The organism is Enterobacter sp. 04-C-12-SI-ECC (assembly GCF_047530715.1).
GTDB classification, from domain to species: domain Bacteria; phylum Pseudomonadota; class Gammaproteobacteria; order Enterobacterales; family Enterobacteriaceae; genus Enterobacter; species Enterobacter bugandensis.
In genome coordinates this window covers 482,410-501,981 of record NZ_JBLKDI010000002.1, presented here as the reverse complement: position 1 = coordinate 501,981, position 19,572 = coordinate 482,410, and the positions used below count along the sequence as shown (strand labels likewise).

Below are 19,572 nucleotides of genomic sequence, written 5' to 3'. Positions count from 1 at the left end.
GTAAAGCATTCTTTCCATATCCTTCTTATCGCCAATTCTGGACAGCCATCACGCTTATTTAATACTCAAAGTGAGGTCAACATCAGAAGGATACCTGTTTATGCGTACCCCGTACTGCGTCGCCGATTACCTGCTGGACCGTCTTACAGATTGTGGAGCCGATCATCTGTTTGGCGTGCCAGGCGACTATAACCTGCAGTTTCTCGACCACGTAATAGACAGCCCGGATATCTGCTGGGTGGGCTGTGCCAACGAGTTAAACGCCTCTTATGCCGCTGACGGATATGCCCGCTGTAAGGGCTTCGCCGCGCTGCTGACGACGTTTGGCGTCGGAGAATTAAGTGCCATGAACGGCATTGCGGGCAGCTATGCCGAGCACGTTCCGGTGCTGCATATTGTTGGCGCGCCGGGGATGGCGTCTCAGCAAAGGGGGGAACTGCTGCACCATACGCTGGGCGATGGTGAGTTCCGTCATTTTTACCATATGAGCGAGCCGATCACCGTTGCACAGGCGATCCTGACCGAACAAAACGCCTGTTATGAAATCGACCGGGTACTGACGACGATGCTCCGGGAACGTCGCCCCGGCTATTTGATGTTACCTGCCGATGTGGCAAAAAAAGCCGCTACGCCGCCTGTAAACGCTCTCACGCTCCGGCATGCCCATGCCGATAGCGCCTGCCTGAAAGCGTTCCGGGATGCTGCGGAGCGTCAACTGGCAGCGAGTAAACGTACCGCGCTGTTAGCGGATTTTCTTGTCCTGCGCCATGGGCTGAAGCACGCGCTGCAGAAGTGGGTGAAGGATGTGCCGATGGCGCATGCCACGATGCTGATGGGCAAAGGCATTTTCGACGAACGTAACGCCGGTTTTTACGGTACCTACAGCGGTTCGGCCAGTGCCGGTCCGGTAAAAGAGGCGATAGAGGGGGCGGATACGGTGCTGTGCATCGGCACGCGTTTTACCGATACACTGACGGCCGGGTTTACCCATCAGTTAACGCCTGCACAGACGATAGAAGTCCAGCCTCATGCCGCCCGCGTCGGCGATATCTGGTTTACCGGCATCCCGATGGCCCAGGCCATTGAAGCGCTGCTGGAGCTGTGCAAACAGCATATTCACGATAAGCCTGTTCCGGCATCGCACAGCGCGATGAATTTCCCTCAGCCGGACGGCTCACTTACGCAGGAGAATTTCTGGCAAACGCTGCAAACGTTTATTCGCCCGGGAGACATCATCCTGGCCGATCAGGGCACCTCGGCCTTCGGCGCGATTGACCTGCGTTTGCCTGCCGACGTGAATTTTATCGTCCAGCCGCTGTGGGGCTCGATCGGCTACACCCTGGCCGCGGGGTTCGGTGCGCAAACGGCATGCCCGAACCGGCGGATGATTGTGCTGACGGGGGATGGCGCGGCACAGCTGACCATTCAGGAGCTCGGGTCAATGTTGCGTGATAAACAACATCCCATCATTCTGGTGCTCAACAACGAAGGATACACGGTTGAAAGGGCAATTCACGGGCCGGAACAGCGTTACAATGACATTGCGCTATGGAACTGGACGCAAATCCCGCAGGCCCTGAGCCTCGATCCTCAGGCCCAGTGCTGGCAAGTCAGTGAAGCGGAGCAGCTCGCGGACGTGCTGGAAAAAGTGGCGCACCACGAGCGGCTCTCGCTAATTGAGGTGATGCTGCCAAAAGCGGATATCCCGCCGCTGCTGGGAGCGATTACCAAAGCGCTGGAAGCGCGCAATAGCGCCTGATTATTTGTCGTTTCGCCAGGCCATCATCATCGGTTTGCCCGCCAGCAGGAGCCAGGCGGGCAACATCACGATGCAGAGCAGCGGGAATAGCGTCGAATCCGGCACCACCACCGCCGCCATAAACAGGCTCAGCCATGCATCGCGCGTCACCACCAGTACCAGCCCCAGAATAGAGCAGGATACGGTAATCGCCGCCGGAACCGCGTCGACATGCTCGTGCAGCATCAGCCCCAGCGCCACGCCGACAAACACCGCCGGGAAGATACGCCCGCCGCGGAAACCGCACGCTGCAGCAACGACAAGCGCCGCCAGCTTGATGACGGCAAACAACAGGTAATCGGACACGCTAAATACCTGGCTGAAGGCCAGCTGCTGCATCTCGTCCAGACCTTTGAACAGGGTCACCGTTCCGCCAATTGCCCCTAAAACGCCGAGGATTAGCCCCCCTGTTCCCAGAATCAATACCGGATGTTTGAGTTTATGCACTAGCCGGTGCAGGCGCGGAAGACACCATACCGCCACCATGCCCAGCGCGATGGCGATCGCGACGACGATGGCGCCGCTGAATATATCTGCAATCCGCATCTCTCCGTAGTGCGGCAGAGAGAGGGAAAAATGGGGATGGAAAAACAGGCTTGTCGTCAGCGCGCCGGCAGCCGCGGCCATCAGCGGAGCGAACAGTTTATCCCAGAGCGGGACGTCGTTATCACTGGCCAACGTCTGAGAAAAGATCAGGGCAGCAGCGACAGGCGTGCCAAAAAGCGCCCCGATGGTGCCTGCGGAGGCGAGGATGGTCCAGTCCAGCGCGCCGACGCGAGGCAGAATGCGTGCGCCGAGGAACACCGCCAGGCCAATATTCACTGCCATAATCGGATGCTCGGGACCCAGGCTGACGCCGCCCGCCAGGCCCACGATCAACGCGACGATCAGCCCCGGCAGTGCAGAGGGGGGAACCGGGGCGCCAATCAGGGGTTCCAGCGCTGGGTCCGGTCCGGCGTGGCCGGGACTGAAACGGATCGCCAGACCCACCGCAATACCGGTTAACGTCAGCATCAGGATGATCCACGCCGAAGAATCCGCGGTGACCCCCAGTTTTGCAGGAAGCGCTGTCCATAAGAGAGTTTGCAGCACCGACGCGATTTTCATCACGACGATAAGGACCAGGCTTGAGGCCACGCCAATGATCAGCGCCGGAATTGCCAGCAACAGCATGGTTCTGGCTCGCGGGTGGAGCATGATGATTTCCTTGTACAAAATGCAATGACGTTACTTTGCATATTAAGCCTTATGGCAATAGTGCAAAAGGTGCTGAAACGGTAAAGTTATTCTGTGACGAAGATCGATAATCCACGGGCATTCACCTTCCGGTCGTTGTTGTTATCACGCCTTGAATTTACAGTGTCCGAAAGATTTATTCTGACTTTAGCGGAGCAGTAGAAGAATGACAAAGTATGCTTTGGTAGGCGATGTGGGCGGCACGAACGCGCGTCTCGCATTATGCGATGTAAGTAGCGGTGAAATTTCTCGGGCGAAGACCTACTCAGGGCTGGATTACCCAAGCCTTGAGGCCGTTGTTCGCGTCTATCTGGAAGAGCATCAGGTGAGCGTCGAAGACGGCTGCATCGCCATTGCCTGCCCGATAACCGGCGACTGGGTCGCAATGACCAACCATACCTGGGCATTCTCCATCGCAGAGATGAAAAAGAATCTCGGTTTTGCGCATCTGGAAATCATCAATGACTTCACCGCGGTGTCCATGGCGATCCCGATGCTGAAGCCGGAGCACCTGATTCAGTTTGGCGGCGCTGAACCGGTCGAAGGCAAGCCGATTGCGGTTTACGGCGCCGGTACCGGCCTGGGCGTGTCGCACCTGGTGCATGTTGCTCAGCGCTGGGTGAGCCTGCCGGGTGAAGGCGGCCATGTGGACTTTGCGCCAAACAGCGAAGAAGAGGGCATTATCCTCGAAGAGTTACGCGCGGAGATCGGCCACGTTTCCGCCGAGCGCGTCCTGTCAGGACCGGGGCTGGTGAACCTGTATCGTGCGATTGTGAAATCGGACGGTCGTCTGCCGGAAAACCTGCAGCCGAAAGACGTCACTGAACGCGCGCTGGCGGACAGCTGCATCGACTGCCGTCGCGCTCTTTCGCTGTTCTGCGTCATTATGGGACGGTTCGGCGGCAACCTGGCGCTGACGCTGGGCACCTTTGGCGGGGTCTATATTGCGGGCGGGATCGTGCCGCGCTTCCTCGACTTCTTTAAAGCCTCCGGTTTCCGCGGCGGGTTTGAAGATAAAGGGCGTTTCAGAAGCTACGTACAGGACATTCCCGTTTATCTCATCGTGCATGATAACCCAGGCCTGCTGGGTTCGGGTGCCCATCTGCGTCAGGTTCTCGGCCAAATCCTCTGATGCATCATTACCCTCTCCCGCGGGAGAGGGCTCTTTCGTTACAGGTGCATCAGCTGGCGGAACTCTTTCACTTTGCTGCGGCTCACCGGCACCTGAAAATCCAAATCCTTCAGGCGCAAAATATAGGTGTTGTTAAACCACGGTTCGATCTCGCGGATCTTATTTAAATTGACGCAAAACGAACGGTGGCAGCGGAAAAAGTGTGCTGCCGGAAGCTTGCTGCAGAATTCAGTAATGTTCATCGCCATGACATACGATTCCCGCCGCGTATAGACAAACGTCATCTTTTCGTGCGCTTCGGCATAGTAGATATCGTTGACCGGGGTCACGATGATGCGCTCATCTTTGACCAGATTAATGGTGTCGTTTTCCCGTATCGTCGGGCTGGCGGTAGCCGGAGCGCTCTGTTGCTGCCATGCGGCCTCCAGCTTTTGCAGCATGCTGACAATTCGCGACTCCTGGTAAGGCTTCAGAATATAGTCAAATGCCTCCAGCTCGAAGGCTTCTACGGCATGCTCTTTCCATGCGGTAACGAACACAATAAACGGCTTATGGGCAAACTGATTGATATTTTGCGCCAGCAGCACGCCGTCCAGCGAGGGAATATTGATATCCAGAAAAATTGCGTCAACCCGGTTATGCTGCAGAAACTTCAGCACGTCCAGACCATCATCAAACGTACCCACAATCTCCATCTGGCTGTGGGTTTTGATAAGCCAGGTTAGTTCCTGTTGAGCCAGGAATTCATCTTCAACGATGATGACTTTCATATTACTCACCCTGAGGTAATAAAGATGTCGCCGCATGAACAGGGGAGCGCTCATTCGGGACGTAAAAAGCGATTTCAGTGCCTGGTTCAAGACGATGAATATGCAGCCCGTCGCCGTAGAGAAGCTTGACTCTGTGGTGCACGTTCAGCAGCCCGATTTTATTCCCGGGCATCTCGTTAGACTCCACGCGCTCAATGACTTTTGGGTCAATCCCGTGGCCGGTATCGCGCACCGCAATTCGCACCCGGTTGCCGCTTTCGGTGATGCTGATGGTGACCACCCCTTTGCCTTTACAGGGCTGAATACCGTGAACAATCGCGTTTTCAACCAGCGGCTGGATCAGCAGGCTCGGGATCACGCAGTTGACCTCTTCATCAATATCGTAAATCACCGTGAGCTTGTCGCCAAAGCGCGCCTGCTCAATCGCGATATAGTCTTTGATCTGATAAAGCTCTTTTTTAATGTCTATCTGCTCGTCATCTTTCAGTTCGATGTTGTAGCGCAGATAGCGCGACAGGTTAAAAATCAGCTGGCGCGCGGTGTCCGGATTCAAACGAATGGAAGAGGAGATAGCGTTGAGCGCGTTAAACAGGAAATGAGGATTAATTTTGCTCTGCAGCGCGCGCAACTCTGCCTTATTTGCCATCTCACGCAGCTGTTCTGCCCGAGAGACCTCAAGCTGAGTAGAGATAATCTGCGACAGGCCAATGGCCATCTCCTGCAGCGTGGAGGTGATCTGATGCGCGTGGCAGTAATAAATTTTCAGCGTGCCCGTCACAACGCCTTTTTCCCATAGCGGGATCACCAGCATCGAGTGAATTTCCGGCGTTCGGTGAGCTTCATCATTGTTTTTAATGATGATTTTTCCGTAGTTAATCGCCTGTCTGGTGGTCGGACTAATGGTGTCATCACTGTCGCGATAGTTGTGCTCCCCGACGCCTACGTAGGCCAGCACGTGGTCGATATTGGTGATGGCGACGGCGTCAGCGTGAATGTCGTGGCGGATAATCTCGCAGACCTGGCGCAGCGACTCCGCGTTAACGTGGCGAAAGAGCGGCAGCGTTTTGTTGGCAATATCCAGCGCCAGCTTGGCCTGACGGGCGGCGCTGGCTTCTTTTTCCCCTTCAACGCTCTGCACCAGCAACACGATAAAACCGATGCAGACGCTGCCCAGGATCATGGGAATACCGATTTTCGAGACGATATCCAGCCCCAGCGCGGTGGTGGGGGCCCAGACGACGACCAGGATCATGGTCAGCGTTTCGCACACCATGCCCGCAGCAATCCCGGCGCGCCAGCGCTGTTTTTTGGGGATCTTGCGGCCGATCCAGCCGGAAAGCACCCCGGCGATAATGCTGGTGATAAAGCATGGCACTGCCGTTACGCCACCGATATCAATCAGGTAGCGATGGGTCCCGGCAATCACGCCGGTGATGACACCCACCCACGGGCCAAACAAAATTCCGCCGGACATGACGGCGATAATGCGCACGTTAACCAGCGAACCCTCTACCGGCACCCCGGACCAGGTGCTGAACAGTGCGAACAGGGAAAAGATGGCGGTAACCGCCAGCAGCTCTTTCGGCGAGTGTGCGGATTTATGCAAAAGCTCGCGAAACAGGCGAATGCGAATCAGGAAGAACAGGCAAATCAGCATTAATGCCGCACGGTCAAAAACCGCCAGCAGCATAGTGAATATCTCGTGCACGGAGCAGACCTGGGCAAACGGGAAAGAACCATGATAAAAAACCTGGGGCGTATTGACCAGCTATCCGTCGGGTTTATCAAATGAGGAAAAACCATAATTTACAAAGGGGATTGTCAGGTGAGGATTGATGCTACCCGATTTTTTCTCAGCGCCAAATCACCAGGTAACTGTTTTGATATCATTATGTTAAATAACAGCTAACGGAAAGCCAATATCAGAACCCTGCTTTAACTTTCATGTATTGCAGTGTTCCGGTTTTCACGCGGGCGCTTTTTTTTCATTTCCCTCTCGACAGCGTGATTTTTTTCAGGTTATTTTCTAAGCACGCCACATCGGTGGCAGCGTCGCTCGGACGGTCCGGGCGCTAACGTTAATCTGAGGAATCTATGGCTGAATTCAGTCCTGAACGCCGTTTTACGCGTATCGATCGTCTCCCCCCTTATGTTTTCAATATCACTGCTGAACTGAAGATGGCTGCGCGTCGGCGCGGCGAAGATATTATCGATTTCAGCATGGGTAACCCTGACGGCCCAACGCCACCGCATATCGTTGAAAAGCTCTGCACGGTTGCCCAGCGCCCGGATACGCACGGCTACTCAACCTCGCGCGGTATTCCCAGATTACGTCGCGCGATCTCGCGCTGGTATCAGGATCGTTATCAGGTTGATATCGATCCTGAAAGTGAGGCGATTGTCACCATCGGCTCGAAAGAAGGGCTGGCACATCTGATGCTGGCCACGCTGGATCACGGTGATACGGTGCTGGTACCCAATCCAAGTTACCCAATCCATATCTATGGCGCGGTGATTGCCGGGGCGCAGGTGCGCTCTGTTCCGCTGGTGGAAGGTGTCGATTTCTTTAACGAACTGGAACGTGCCATTCGCGAAAGCTACCCGAAACCCAAGATGATGATCCTCGGTTTCCCGTCGAACCCAACGGCCCAGTGCGTGGAGCTTGATTTCTTCGAGAAAGTTGTCGCTCTGGCCAAGCGTTATGACGTGCTGGTGGTTCATGATTTAGCCTACGCCGATATCGTCTATGACGGCTGGAAAGCCCCGTCGATAATGCAGGTTCCGGGCGCGCGTGACGTGGCGGTGGAGTTCTTTACCCTGTCGAAAAGCTACAACATGGCGGGCTGGCGTATTGGCTTTATGGTGGGTAACAAAACGCTGGTAAGTGCACTGGCGCGCATCAAGAGTTATCACGATTACGGTACCTTCACGCCGCTGCAGGTTGCCGCTATTGCCGCTCTGGAGGGCGATCAGCAGTGCGTTCACGACATTGCTGCTCAGTATAAACGCCGCCGCGACGTACTCGTAAAAGGGTTACATGAGGCTGGCTGGATGGTGGAGATGCCGAAAGCGTCCATGTACGTCTGGGCGAAAATTCCGGAACCGTACGCAGCGATGGGTTCGCTGGAGTTCGCTAAAAAGCTGCTGCAGGACGCGAAGGTGTGTGTGTCCCCGGGCATCGGCTTTGGTGATTATGGCGACACCCACGTGCGCTTTGCTTTAATCGAAAACAGCGACCGTATTCGTCAGGCGGTGAGGGGCATCAAGAGTATGTTCCGGGCCGATGGCCTGCTCTCAGCAAAGAGCGTTGCTGAAAACCCCGTGTCCTCATGACAAAAAAACAGGAGCCAAATGGCTCCTGTTTTTTTGACTGCATGTTCTCACTAGATCATCAGGGCAAAGGTTCCGGCCCAGACTAAAACGATCACCGAAATGCCCATAAAGAAATATTTCACGTTTCATCGCTCCGCGTATCTTGTGGTACGCATTTAAAAACAGAGTCCAACTGATTATAGAGAACTGAAATCCCGGCTGAACAGAAATGAGAATTTTCCCGTTACGCCGAAGACTCCCGCTCAGAATTCTGTGCTTTCCTGGTGCCAGACGGCGCTAATGTACGCTTAAAAATGAGGGGTGACAAGAGGGATTTTTTTAAATAATTTCCGCCACTTACGAGTGTCGTGGAACGGCGACAGTTTGATTTCACAACGCAATAAATTCACTTTGGGCGACGCCATCAAAGACGGTTTTGCAGTGAGATGACAGGTGATTGAAAAGGCTAGTTTCTTAGCGAAACTAACCTTCATGCAGGGCTTAAATATAGAGGGAGGCTTCGCCAAGAGGACGCGTTTTGAAACGGCGATGCATCCAGAGATATTGCTCCGGTGCGCGCATGATTTCAGTTTCGATGACCTTATTGATAAACGCTGCCGCTTCACACTCGTTTTCCGGATAGTTAGCCATTTCCGGAGAGATGTGCAGACGGTAGCCTGACTTATCCGCTTTTCTCACCATCGTCACGGTCAGCATGGAGGCACCTGACAAACGCGAAATGACGAAAGTCCCGTTGGTCGTCGCTACATCCTTCACGGCAAAGAAGGGGGCAAAGCTGCTGCCTTTGCGTCCGTAATCCTGGTCAGGAGCGAACCAGACGGCCTCACCTTTCTTCAGGGCGCCAACCATACCGCGCAGGTTGTTACGGCTGATCATCGCTTTATTGGAACGCATGCGGCCTCGCGTCTGAACCCACTCCATCAGTGCACTATTGTGCGGTCTGTAGGTTGCCATCATTGGCTGACAAAGGCCCATCACGCGCCCGCCAAGCTCCAGGGACATAAAGTGCACGCCAACAACCATCACGCCGCGTTTTTGCAGCTGAGCGCGTTTAAGGTTGTCCAGTCCTTCTACATCAAACCATTTGCGGACGCGTTCATCCGGCCAGAACCAGGCCATGCCGGTTTCAAGCAGCGCCATGCCGATGGATTTAAAGTTTTCAGAGATCAGTTTTTCGCGCTCTTCAGCATTGTACTGAGGAAAGCAAAGCTCGATGTTTTTACGCGCGATAGATTCGCGACGCTTCAGGAAATAGCGGGATGCGCTGCCCAGTTTCGACCCCAGCATACGCAGCACAGGGTAGGGGAGTTGTACCAGCAGCCAGAGAACGCCAAGACCAAACCATGTAAACCAGTAACGCGGGTGTAAAAACGCACGTTCAAATTTGGATTGAGACAAAATAGTGAAACCTATGTGAAGCCTGTAAAGGTAGCGCAGCGTGTGCGATACGACGTGCCGATAAGACCGTTCTTCAAGGTGATGGTTGCAGGCTTTACCGAACTTTACGGCGTTACCTGGCCACTGCTGATTTGGGTGGGCGGCGTAATGTAGCACCGTTATACGTTATGTGCTATGACTCGTTTTTGATTAAAAAAGCGACGATCCAGGAGGTGTTTGATTTTACAGATTTTATAAACAGCCGCATTGAGAGCATCCCTCCTTCTTGCGCGGCGAGCAGAAGCCTTTGTGCAAGGATAAAATCAATTCACGAACAAGCACGGTATTAATGATTGACGACTCGTTAAGTATCCGGAAATGAATTTTTTACTACATATAATAAATAAGAATTTTCATGAGGAAAAATCTCATTTATTATTCATGCCATCAATAAAATATTCACTTTTCATACTTTTTCGTTTCTTCTTCTTTTACGTTCCTCAATAGCTTCTTTCAGTTAATTCATGCTTTTTTGACAAAGTGTCGTGATGCAAATCAAAATAAGTTGTTTTTATTAGTATCTCACTGGTTGCGATCCTTTTAACGATATAAATATTTGGTTTGCGCGAAAAGAGTAGTTTCTTTTTCTGCCTTGGCAGGGCATTACACAATAATGGTTTAGCAGAAAATTCTTAAGAAATTTCTCATTGCGGGCTAATGATCTGCGTATTTGATTTTGTGTCGATCATTATTCTATGATTGCGCATCAACGCGATACCGTGAAGTTGGCATAGCAAAACCAAAGAGGGATGATGAGATGGCTGACAGTTTTCAGAATGAAGTGCCTAAAGCACGTATTAACCTAAAGCTTGACCTGCATACTGGCGGAGCAAGCAAGAAAATGGAATTACCATTGAAATTGCTTGTTGCGGGTGATTTTAGTAATGGGCAGGACACAGCGCCAATATTTGAGCGCGAAAAGGTTAATATCACGAAGAACAATTTTGATAGCGTTCTTTCCGAATATTCCCCAAAAGTTAATCTGACCGTTAAAAATACGCTGGCTGATGATGGCGGTGAGGACAACATTCAGCTGACTTTCCAGAGCATGAAAGATTTCACGCCAGAGCAGGTGGCTGCTCAGATACCGCAACTAAAGGCGATGCTGGCGATGCGCAACTTGCTCCGTGATTTGAAAGCCAACCTTTTGGACAACCAGACTTTCCGAAAAGAGCTGGAAAAAATCGTTCTTGACCAGTCGCTTAGCGCTGAGTTGCGAAATGAATTATCCGCACTGGCGTCAAAAAAATCGTAACCATCAGGCTGTTTTAACGGATTAATCAAGGAATGCTCATGTCTGTACAAAATAATATTACTGGCGGTGAAAGCGTGGTGCTGGAGCGCCCAGCAGCGGGTGGGGTTTACGCTTCCCTGTTTGAGAAAATCAATCTTAGCCCGGTCTCAGAGCTGAGCGCGCTGGATATCTGGCAAGATGCACAGGCGATGTCGGATGCCACCGCCGATGAACGTCTGACTGCAGGTATGCAGGTCTTTCTGGAGTGTCTGACCAAAGCAGGCTCGAAAGTCGAAAAACTGGATAAAAGCCTGATTGATCACCATATCGCTGAGCTTGATTTTCAGATCAGCCGCCAGCTGGACGCTGTAATGCACCATGATGAATTTCAGGCGGTTGAGAGCCTGTGGCGCGGTGTGAAGTCGCTGGTGGATAAAACCGATTTTCGCCAGAATGTGAAAATTGAACTTCTGAGTATGTCTAAAGAAGACCTGCGCCAGGACTTTGAAGACTGTCCGGAGGTGATCCAGAGTGGTCTGTATAAACACACCTACATCGACGAATATGATACCCCGGGCGGCGAGCCGATTGCGGCGCTGATTTCCGCTTACGAGTTCGATGCTTCCGCGCAGGATGTCGCTCTGCTGCGCAACATCTCTAAAGTCTCTGCTGCGGCACATATGCCGTTTATCGGCTCGGCAGGCCCGAAATTCTTCCTCAAGGAGTCAATGGAAGACGTTGCGGCGATTAAAGATATTGGTAACTATTTTGACCGCGCCGAGTACATCAAGTGGAAATCGTTCCGCGATACGGACGACGCGCGCTATATCGGTCTGGTGATGCCGCGCGTGCTGGGTCGTTTGCCGTATGGCCCGGATACCGTTCCGGTTCGCAGCTTCAATTATGTCGAAGAAGTGAAAGGTCCGGATCACGACAAATACCTGTGGACCAACGCATCGTTTGCCTTTGCCGCCAACATGGTGCGCAGCTTTATCAATAATGGCTGGTGTGTACAGATCCGTGGGCCACAGGCCGGTGGTGCGGTTCAGGACCTGCCTATCCATCTGTACGATCTCGGTACTGGCAATCAGGTAAAAATCCCGAGCGAAGTGATGATTCCTGAAACCCGTGAATTCGAATTCGCGAATCTGGGCTTCATTCCTTTGTCCTACTACAAAAACCGCGACTACGCCTGCTTCTTCTCGGCTAACTCCACGCAGAAACCGGCGCTGTATGACACCGCAGATGCAACGGCGAACAGCCGCATCAATGCGCGTCTTCCGTACATCTTCCTGCTGTCGCGTATCGCCCACTACCTGAAGCTGATTCAGCGCGAAAACATCGGTACCACTAAGGATCGCCGACTGCTGGAGCTGGAACTGAATACCTGGGTCCGCAGCCTGGTGACCGAAATGACCGACCCGGGCGACGAGCTGCAGGCATCTCATCCACTGCGTGATGCGAAAGTGGTGGTGGAAGATATTGAGGATAACCCAGGCTTCTTCTGCGTGAAATTGTACGCTATCCCGCACTTCCAGGTGGAAGGGATGGACGTCAATTTGTCGCTTGTTTCACAGATGCCTAAAGCAAAATCGTAAGGCAAGGGGTGATCAGGGATGAAAATTTACCGCCCACTTTGGGAGGATGGGGCCGCTCTGGCCCCGCAACAGTTCCAGCAGCAGGTCCGCTGGAGTGAGCACGTTGCCAATATGGTCGCCCGGATGGGTATTTCTCATCCCTGGGGCGTGGTTGCAGCAGAGTTTGATGACGCTGCACTTGCGCTCTCGCGGCTGAATGCCATCCGTCTGGTCATACGTTTCCAGGATGGCACAATCGTTGATACGGACCTGGCGGATAATATTCCGCCGGTTTGTGATTTGTCTGCCGCAAACGGCGCTGAGGCTGTTGAGGTGCTTGCCGCATTGCCACTGCTGAGTGCCAGTGGTGGCAACCTCGATAATGGACAGGACAGTGAACGCCCCCGTCGCTGGAAAGCAGAACGTGTGGTGGTGCAGGAACTTGCTGGTCATGAAAGCGGGGAACTCGCCATTCTACGTAATGCGCTAACCCTGCGTCTGTCCAGCCAGGAAAACACGGCATACCTAATCTGTCCGGTGACCCGTCTGGTACGTAATGCTCAGGGGAAGTGGGGCCGTGATCCTGCTTTCATTCCCCCGATGCTTTCCGTTTCTGCAAGTCCGTGGCTGACCACAGAACTGGGGGACCTACTGGTTCGTCTGCAGGTCCGCCGCCGTCGCCTGATGGCCATGCGCCGTGAAAGCAATGAGCGGATGGCAGACTTTGCTGTCGCGGATGTCTCCCTGTTCTGGCTGCTGAATGCCCTGAACAGTGCCGAGCCGGTGCTGATTGAACTGCTTCAGACGCCTGAGCGCCACCCGGAACTGTTGTATCGCGAACTGACCCGTCTGGCCGGCAGCCTGCTGACTTTCTCACTTGAGCACGACGCCAGCGATATTCCTGCTTACCAGCACGATGCACCGGAACGAGTATTCCCGCCGCTGCTGGCACTGCTGGACAAACTACTGGAAGCGAGCCTGCCGTCGCGGGTAATAAGTATCCACCTGGAGCATCAGGACCAGATCTGGAAAGGTGCCCTGCACGACGCACGTCTGCGCGAAGGGGCGGACTTCTATCTCTCAGTACGCTCCTCCATGCCGAACCATGAGCTTCAGACTAAATTCCCGCAGTTGTGTAAAGCGGGCAGCTTCGATGATGTTTCGGATGTGGTGAATGTGGCTCTGAGTGGGATGCTGATTAAGCCTTTGACGCATGTTCCGGCCGCTATCCCGTTGCGCCTTGAGAACCAGTATTTCTCGCTGGATCTGAGCAGTGAGGCGGCTCGCGCAATGCTTGAGATGGGCTGTTGCACCTTCTATACCCCACGCTCGTTGGGGGATGTTGATCTCGAACTCTTTGCGGTGCTGCGTACATGAATAAATCTGAACTCAGTCAGATAGAACATATCTTCTACCCGGGCTGGCTGATGGCCAGCCAACTGCGGAGTGGTCAGGAAGTGCGTGACGGGGAAGGGCTCTATCGCCGTGCCTGCCGTCTGGTTCGGGAGGCGAAAGCTGCGCTCACGGAGGCAGGTTACAGCGACATCAGCCGTGACCATATGGTGTATACCCTTTGTGCACTGCTTGATGAGAGCGTGATGAACCGGGGAACCACCGATGATGGCTACCTGACCTGGCGCCGTGACCCGCTGCAGGCACACTTCTTTGGTACCCTCAATGCTGGTGAAGAGCTGTGGGAACGGATCCGCAACCTGCTGAAAGAAACTGCCCCTAATACCGCCGTCCTGACCTGTATGTACCGGACTCTGCAACTGGGGTTCGTAGGTCAGTATCGCGCTCAGGATGATGAGCGTCGGGAAGATATTGTTCGCGCTCTCGCAGAGCGGGTGCCCGCCTTCACATTGGCACAGGATGCTCCCATTGTTGTGCGCGCATCACGCCTGCGTAGCGGTCGTCGCTGGTACTGGTTGAGCTGGGTAGTGGCCGCCGTCGCTCTGACTGCGCTCTGGTTTTTCCTTTCGTCTTCGCTTACCGGGCTGGTAAGCCAGATTGTCAGGCCGGGGTAAGTGATGCGGGATACGTACCGAAGTCTGTTAACTGCTCTGGGTGCCGTTCTGGCGTTGTGGCTCATTCTGGGATTCTGGCCACTGTCCACGGGCAGCCGTCTGGCACTCGGTCTTCTGGTTGCTCTGGTGGCCGGAGTTATTTTCTGGTGCCAGCGTCGTGCTTCTCTGGCGCGGGCAACTGCTGTTCGTGAGATTGTGGATGAAAGCCTGCCGCCGGAAGATTTTCAGGGGGCGGTAATCTTTGTCTGTGGTGATAACGCTCCGCTCTTTGTGTCCGGAATCCGTCACCGTGAAACCCGGCAGGGCTGGTATCTGTGGGTAAAGGACGCAGAGCAACTACCGCTCTTTGCGCAGCACCTGAGTTTGGTGCGCCCGGCTCTGGTGTCGCAAATCTCGGTCATGCTGGCGGTGGTGCCTGAGCAGCACAAATCCGGTGATGATTTTACCCAGTCTCTGCGGGGCTGGCAGCGTGCTGTCGTCCAGTGCCGCGCAGCATTTGGCTCCATCCCTCCACTGTGGACCGTAACCTGGGTATCACCACCGTCGGCGTGTGCGGAAGCCGAGCCTGTCTGGTTTACCACGGTAAACCAGCGGAGCGGTATTCAGGTATATCAGCCTGGCCAGGGCAATGTGTCACTGACGGAATGGGCCCGGGAGGCTGGAACAGACGGACGTCTTTCCCGTCTGAGTCAGGGCCTGTGGCTGGACAGTCTGCTTGCCTGGCAGAATAGCGCGGTGAATGACTTGTTGTCGGTACGGCGGGGTGAGTTACCCGTGATGAAGCCCTGTGTGCAGGGCATGTGCATGGTGCGGGTGAACGGCATCGTGGGCAATCTCTGGCAACAGCACATTGCCTCCGTGACGGCGCTGCCACCGGATGTGGTCGTGGCCACAGAGCCACTGCCGCTACCTGAACTGCTGTTGCCTGCGCTACCACGCCGACATGGTGTCAGCCGTAGGATGGTGTTCTGGGGTTATGCCGGTCTACTCGGGGGTATTTTCCTTGCGCTGGCGATGCTGGCGTCCTGGGTGAATAACCAGCGCCTCATCCGTAACGTTGGCGATCATCTTGCGTTGTATCACCAACTGAGCGGTAAGCCAGTTGAACCGAAACTGCATGCGCAGCAGCGTCTGCGGGCTGATGGCGCATTGCTCGACGACTGGCTGCGTCGTGGGGAACCACTACGTTATCGCCTGGGTCTGTATCAGGGGCTGCGTCTGGTTCCGCTCGTTGAGGCCGCTCTCAGCGACTGGGCACCTCCGCCACCGCCTCCACCGATCATTGAGAAAATCATTCAGGGGCCGAAAACCATTCGCCTCGACAGCATGTCGCTGTTCGATTCCGGTAAGTTCGAGCTGAAAGCAGGCTCCACCAAAATGCTGGTGAATTCACTGGTTGGCATCAAAGCGAAGCCAGGCTGGCTGATTGTCGTATCAGGGCATACCGATAACACCGGCAATCCGCAACTGAACCAGACGTTGTCTCTTAAGCGTGCCGAAGCGGTGCGCAGCTGGATGCGTGACACCGGCGACGTGCCGGAAAGCTGTTTTGCGGTGCAGGGCTATGGCGAAAGCCGCCCTGTCGCAACCAACGACACTCCGGAAGGGCGTGCGCTTAACCGCCGTGTCGAAATCAGTCTGGTACCGCAGGCAAGTGCCTGTCAGATACCCGGCAAACACCCGGCGCCATCGCAGGATGATGGCGTCTCAGAAAATAAAACGGAGTAATTAACATGGCAATTCCTGTTTATCTTTGGCTGAAGGATGACGGCGGCGCAGACATCAAAGGGTCTGTTGACGTTCAGGATCGTGAAGGCAGCATCGAAGTGGTCGCTCAGGAACATAATCTGTACATCCCGACCGACAACAACACCGGCAAGCTGACCGGGACCCGTATCCACACCCCGTTCCTGTTCACTAAGGAAATCGACTCCTCCAGCCCGTACCTGTACAAGGCGGTGACCACGGGTCAGACCCTGAAATCCGCTGAGTTCAAGTGGTACAAAATCAACGATGCGGGCCAGGAAGTGGAGTACTTCAACACCAAACTGGAAAACGTGAAGGTAGTGAAGGTGAATCCTGAAATGTATGACATCAAGGATCCATCTAAAGAGAAGCACAACCACCTTGAACGCGTTGAACTGCGTTACGAAAAAATCACCTGGACCTACAAAGACGGCAACATCATTCATTCCGATTCCTGGAACGAACGCGCCACCGCGTAATCCTGATGCGGGCAGGTTTTTCCTGCCCGCAGTTTTTTGCTGAGCGCCTGAGACGCGGGCGCTCAGCAAAGAAAACATAACCTGCCTGCCTGACCTTATGCGCTTTGGTGAACAGCGAGGGGCGGTAGCGTGTCCAGGAACCGACAAAGAGAGAATCTCATGGAAAATCCAGCCATCCTGTTACGTCGTCTGAACCCTTACTGCGCCCGCGCGATGGAAGGGGCGGCATCGCTCTGCCAGACCCGTGCCCATGCCGAAATTCTGCCGGAGCACTGGCTGCTGAAGCTGCTGGAGCAAGGCGAGGGGGATCTCACTGTGCTGGCACGCCGCTACGAGTGGGATATGGATGGTATCTGGCAGGATCTGCTCGGCTGGCTGGATAAACAACCTCGCTCCGTGCGCCATCGGCCCCAGCTCTCAGAAGACATCCAGACTCTGATGCAGCAAGCCTGGCTACTGGCCTCACTCAATGGTGAAGAGCACATTCGCAGCGTCCATCTGCTGATGGCGCTGGTGGAAAAACCAAAACTGGCTCGTTGTGACGGCCTCTGGCCGTTGTTAACGCTTGGCCAGAGCCAGCTGGAGCGCCTGAGACCGTTGCTGGATGCGCAATCGGATGAGCGTCCGGAAATGCAGCTCGAAGCTGAGCTGGCACAGAACCACGGCGGTGAAGTGGAGTTTGTCGGGCGTCCGGCTGGTATGGAAATGGAAGAGGGGGAACTGAGTCCTGCGCTGCAGAACGCGCTGGATAAATTCACCCTTGATGTCACCGCCAAAGCGAAGGAAGGAAAGATCGATCCTGTGTTTGGCCGTGACACAGAAATCCGGCAGATGGTGGACATCCTTTCTCGTCGCCGCAAAAACAACCCGATTCTGGTCGGCGAGCCGGGCGTGGGGAAAACCGCACTGGTTGAAGGTCTGGCATTGCGTATTGCCGAGGGTAATGTGCCTGAATCCCTGAAAACGGTCACTCTGCGTACCCTCGACCTGGGCCTGCTGCAGGCCGGTGCTGGCGTGAAAGGGGAGTTCGAACAGCGGCTGAAAAACATCATCGATGCGGTGCAGCAATCACCGTCCCCGGTCCTGCTGTTTATTGATGAAGCGCATACCATCATCGGCGCAGGCAACCAGGCAGGCGGCGCCGATGCAGCGAACCTGCTGAAACCAGCGCTGGCGCGTGGTGAACTGCGTACCATTGCGGCCACCACCTGGAGTGAGTACAAGCAGTACTTTGAACGCGATGCCGCACTGGAGCGCCGCTTCCAGATGGTCAAAGTGGACGAGCCGGATGACGACACCGCCTGTCTGATGCTCCGTGGTCTGAAATCCCGCTACGCCGAGCACCATAACGTGCACATTACCGACGATGCGGTACGCGCGGCAGTTACGCTTTCTCGTCGCTATCTGACGAGCCGCCAGCTGCCGGACAAGGCAGTTGACCTGCTCGACACCGCCGCAGCGCGCGTCCGCATGAGCCTCGACACCGTGCCGGAGCACCTGACCTGCATTCGCTCGCAGATCACCTCTCTTGAAATGGAGAAGCAGGCACTGCTGGAAGATATTGCTGTCGGCAATCAGAGCCATGGTGAACGCCTGACCGTCATTGAGCAGGAAGAGAACGATCTTATCGTTGCTCTCGACGAGCTTGAAACTCAATACGGGCAGGAACTGAAACTCACCGAACAACTGCTGGAAAGCCGCCAGGACATCTCCCGTCAGAGCGAGACGCACGCGCTGCAGCAGGAACTGCACGGCATGCAGCACAGCAACCCGCTGCTCTCGCTAGATGTGGATGTGCGCACCGTTGCCAATGTGATTGCTGACTGGACAGGCGTTCCGCTGTCATCACTGATGAAAGATGAGCAGACCGAACTGCTTACCCTGGAAGATGAAATTGGCAAACGTGTGGTCGGGCAGGATGTGGCGCTCGCGGCCATCGCGCAGCGCCTGCGTGCGGCAAAAACGGGTCTTACATCTGAGAATGGCCCTCAGGGCGTATTTCTGCTGGTGGGCCCGAGTGGGGTGGGGAAAACCGAAACCGCCCTGGCTCTGGCGGACGTGATGTACGGCGGTGAAAAATCACTGATTACCATCAACTTGTCCGAGTACCAGGAGCCTCATACTGTTTCCCAACTGAAGGGCTCCCCTCCGGGCTACGTTGGCTACGGTCAGGGCGGTATTCTCACCGAAGCCGTGCGTAAGCGACCGTACAGCGTGGTGCTGCTCGATGAAGTCGAAAAAGCGCACCGCGACGTGATGAACCTGTTCTACCAGGTGTTCGACCGTGGCTTTATGCGCGACGGTGAAGGTCGTGAAATCGACTTCCGCAACACCGTTATTCTGATGACCTCCAACCTCGGCAGCGACCACCTGATGCAGCTGCTGGACGAACAACCTGAATCCACCGAAGGCGATCTGCACGAACTGCTGCGTCCGATCCTGCGTGACCACTTCCAGCCCGCGTTGCTGGCCCGCTTCCAGACCGTGATTTACCGTCCGCTGGCGGAAGCGGCCATGCGTACCATCGTGGAAATGAAGCTGTTACAGGTTAGCAAGCGCTTGCATCGCCACTACGACCTGACCACGCAGATTAATGAGAGCCTGTATGACGCCCTGACCGCCGCCTGCCTGCTGCCGGACAGTGGCGCACGCAACGTCGACAGCCTGCTCAATCAGCAGATTCTGCCAGTACTGAGTCAACAACTGCTGACCCACATGGCCGCGAAACAGAAGCCACACAGCCTGACGCTGGGCTGGGATGACGAAGAAGGGATTGTGCTGGCGTTTGATTAACTGGTTTATC

General features: G+C 54.8%; 16 protein-coding genes. 11 read left to right on the top strand and 5 right to left on the bottom strand.

All coding sequences use genetic code 11. From position 1 onward, the window contains the following. Positions 1–100 precede the first annotated feature (100 nt). Positions 101–1,759, top strand: a complete 1,659-nt coding sequence (ipdC, locus tag ACMWL8_RS05555) for an indolepyruvate decarboxylase (protein ID WP_414751573.1) — start codon at positions 101–103, stop codon at positions 1,757–1,759. Here the strand turns inward: ipdC and ACMWL8_RS05550 are convergent, their stop codons facing one another. Further along, entirely contained in the window at positions 1,760–2,995 is a 1,236-nt protein-coding gene (locus ACMWL8_RS05550) for an ion channel protein (RefSeq protein WP_041908826.1), read from the bottom strand. It lies immediately after the preceding gene. 205 nt (positions 2,996–3,200) lie between these two features. Here ACMWL8_RS05550 and glk point away from each other — a divergent pair, with 205 nt between their 5' ends. Further along, a complete protein-coding gene (glk, locus tag ACMWL8_RS05545) occupies positions 3,201–4,166 on the top strand; it encodes a glucokinase (protein WP_028013981.1) in 966 nt (321 codons plus the stop codon). Positions 4,167–4,204: 38 nt separating this feature from the next. Here the strand turns inward: glk and ACMWL8_RS05540 are convergent, their stop codons facing one another. After that, entirely contained in the window at positions 4,205–4,936 is a 732-nt protein-coding gene (locus tag ACMWL8_RS05540) for a LytR/AlgR family response regulator transcription factor (RefSeq protein WP_028013980.1), read from the bottom strand. Between the two features lies 1 nt (position 4,937). Then, positions 4,938–6,644 (bottom strand): sensor histidine kinase, encoded by a 1,707-nt coding sequence (locus tag ACMWL8_RS05535; RefSeq protein ID WP_041908832.1) that lies wholly within the window; start codon positions 6,642–6,644, stop codon positions 4,938–4,940. A gap of 386 nt (positions 6,645–7,030) precedes the next feature. Here ACMWL8_RS05535 and alaC point away from each other — a divergent pair, with 386 nt between their 5' ends. After that, positions 7,031–8,269 carry an alanine transaminase gene (gene alaC / locus ACMWL8_RS05530; protein ID WP_028013978.1) on the top strand — a complete coding sequence of 413 codons (1,239 nt, stop codon included), beginning with the start codon at positions 7,031–7,033 and terminating at the stop codon, positions 8,267–8,269. 50 nt (positions 8,270–8,319) lie between these two features. Here the strand turns inward: alaC and ypdK are convergent, their stop codons facing one another. After that, complete coding sequence (ypdK, locus tag ACMWL8_RS05525; protein ID WP_099458937.1) at positions 8,320–8,391, bottom strand: membrane protein YpdK; 72 nt, start codon at positions 8,389–8,391, stop codon at positions 8,320–8,322. A 358-nt stretch (positions 8,392–8,749) separates the two neighbouring features. After that, the gene (gene lpxP / locus ACMWL8_RS05520) at positions 8,750–9,670 is read right to left on the bottom strand and encodes a kdo(2)-lipid IV(A) palmitoleoyltransferase (RefSeq protein ID WP_120266850.1); all 921 of its coding nucleotides are present in this window, start codon (positions 9,668–9,670) and stop codon (positions 8,750–8,752) included. Between the two features lie 12 nt (positions 9,671–9,682). Here lpxP and ACMWL8_RS05515 point away from each other — a divergent pair, with 12 nt between their 5' ends. The 8 genes from ACMWL8_RS05515 to tssH all read left to right on the top strand — a co-directional run bounded on the left by ACMWL8_RS05515 (position 9,683) and on the right by tssH (position 19,562). Beyond that, positions 9,683–9,820: a hypothetical protein gene (locus tag ACMWL8_RS05515; protein ID WP_162196518.1), complete on the top strand. Its 138-nt coding sequence runs from the start codon at positions 9,683–9,685 to the stop codon at positions 9,818–9,820. 643 nt (positions 9,821–10,463) lie between these two features. Beyond that, entirely contained in the window at positions 10,464–10,961 is a 498-nt protein-coding gene (tssB, locus tag ACMWL8_RS05510) for a type VI secretion system contractile sheath small subunit (protein WP_041908834.1), read from the top strand. A 32-nt stretch (positions 10,962–10,993) separates the two neighbouring features. After that, on the top strand, positions 10,994–12,538 hold the full coding sequence (gene tssC, locus ACMWL8_RS05505) for a type VI secretion system contractile sheath large subunit (RefSeq protein ID WP_045259655.1): 1,545 nt from the start codon (positions 10,994–10,996) through the stop codon (positions 12,536–12,538). Between the two features lie 18 nt (positions 12,539–12,556). After that, positions 12,557–13,894 carry a type VI secretion system baseplate subunit TssK gene (tssK, locus tag ACMWL8_RS05500; RefSeq protein ID WP_045259656.1) on the top strand — a complete coding sequence of 446 codons (1,338 nt, stop codon included), beginning with the start codon at positions 12,557–12,559 and terminating at the stop codon, positions 13,892–13,894. After that, positions 13,891–14,544: a type VI secretion system protein TssL, short form gene (tssL, locus tag ACMWL8_RS05495; RefSeq protein ID WP_045259657.1), complete on the top strand. Its 654-nt coding sequence runs from the start codon at positions 13,891–13,893 to the stop codon at positions 14,542–14,544. The genes tssK and tssL overlap by 4 nt, the downstream gene beginning before the upstream one ends. Before the next feature lie 3 nt (positions 14,545–14,547). Further along, the gene (locus ACMWL8_RS05490) at positions 14,548–16,272 is read left to right on the top strand and encodes an OmpA family protein (RefSeq protein ID WP_193051912.1); all 1,725 of its coding nucleotides are present in this window, start codon (positions 14,548–14,550) and stop codon (positions 16,270–16,272) included. 5 nt (positions 16,273–16,277) lie between these two features. Further along, positions 16,278–16,769 carry a type VI secretion system effector Hcp gene (gene hcp, locus ACMWL8_RS05485; protein WP_023325816.1) on the top strand — a complete coding sequence of 164 codons (492 nt, stop codon included), beginning with the start codon at positions 16,278–16,280 and terminating at the stop codon, positions 16,767–16,769. 159 nt (positions 16,770–16,928) lie between these two features. Further along, entirely contained in the window at positions 16,929–19,562 is a 2,634-nt protein-coding gene (gene tssH, locus ACMWL8_RS05480) for a type VI secretion system ATPase TssH (protein WP_045259658.1), read from the top strand. The last annotated feature ends 10 nt before the right edge of the window (positions 19,563–19,572 follow it).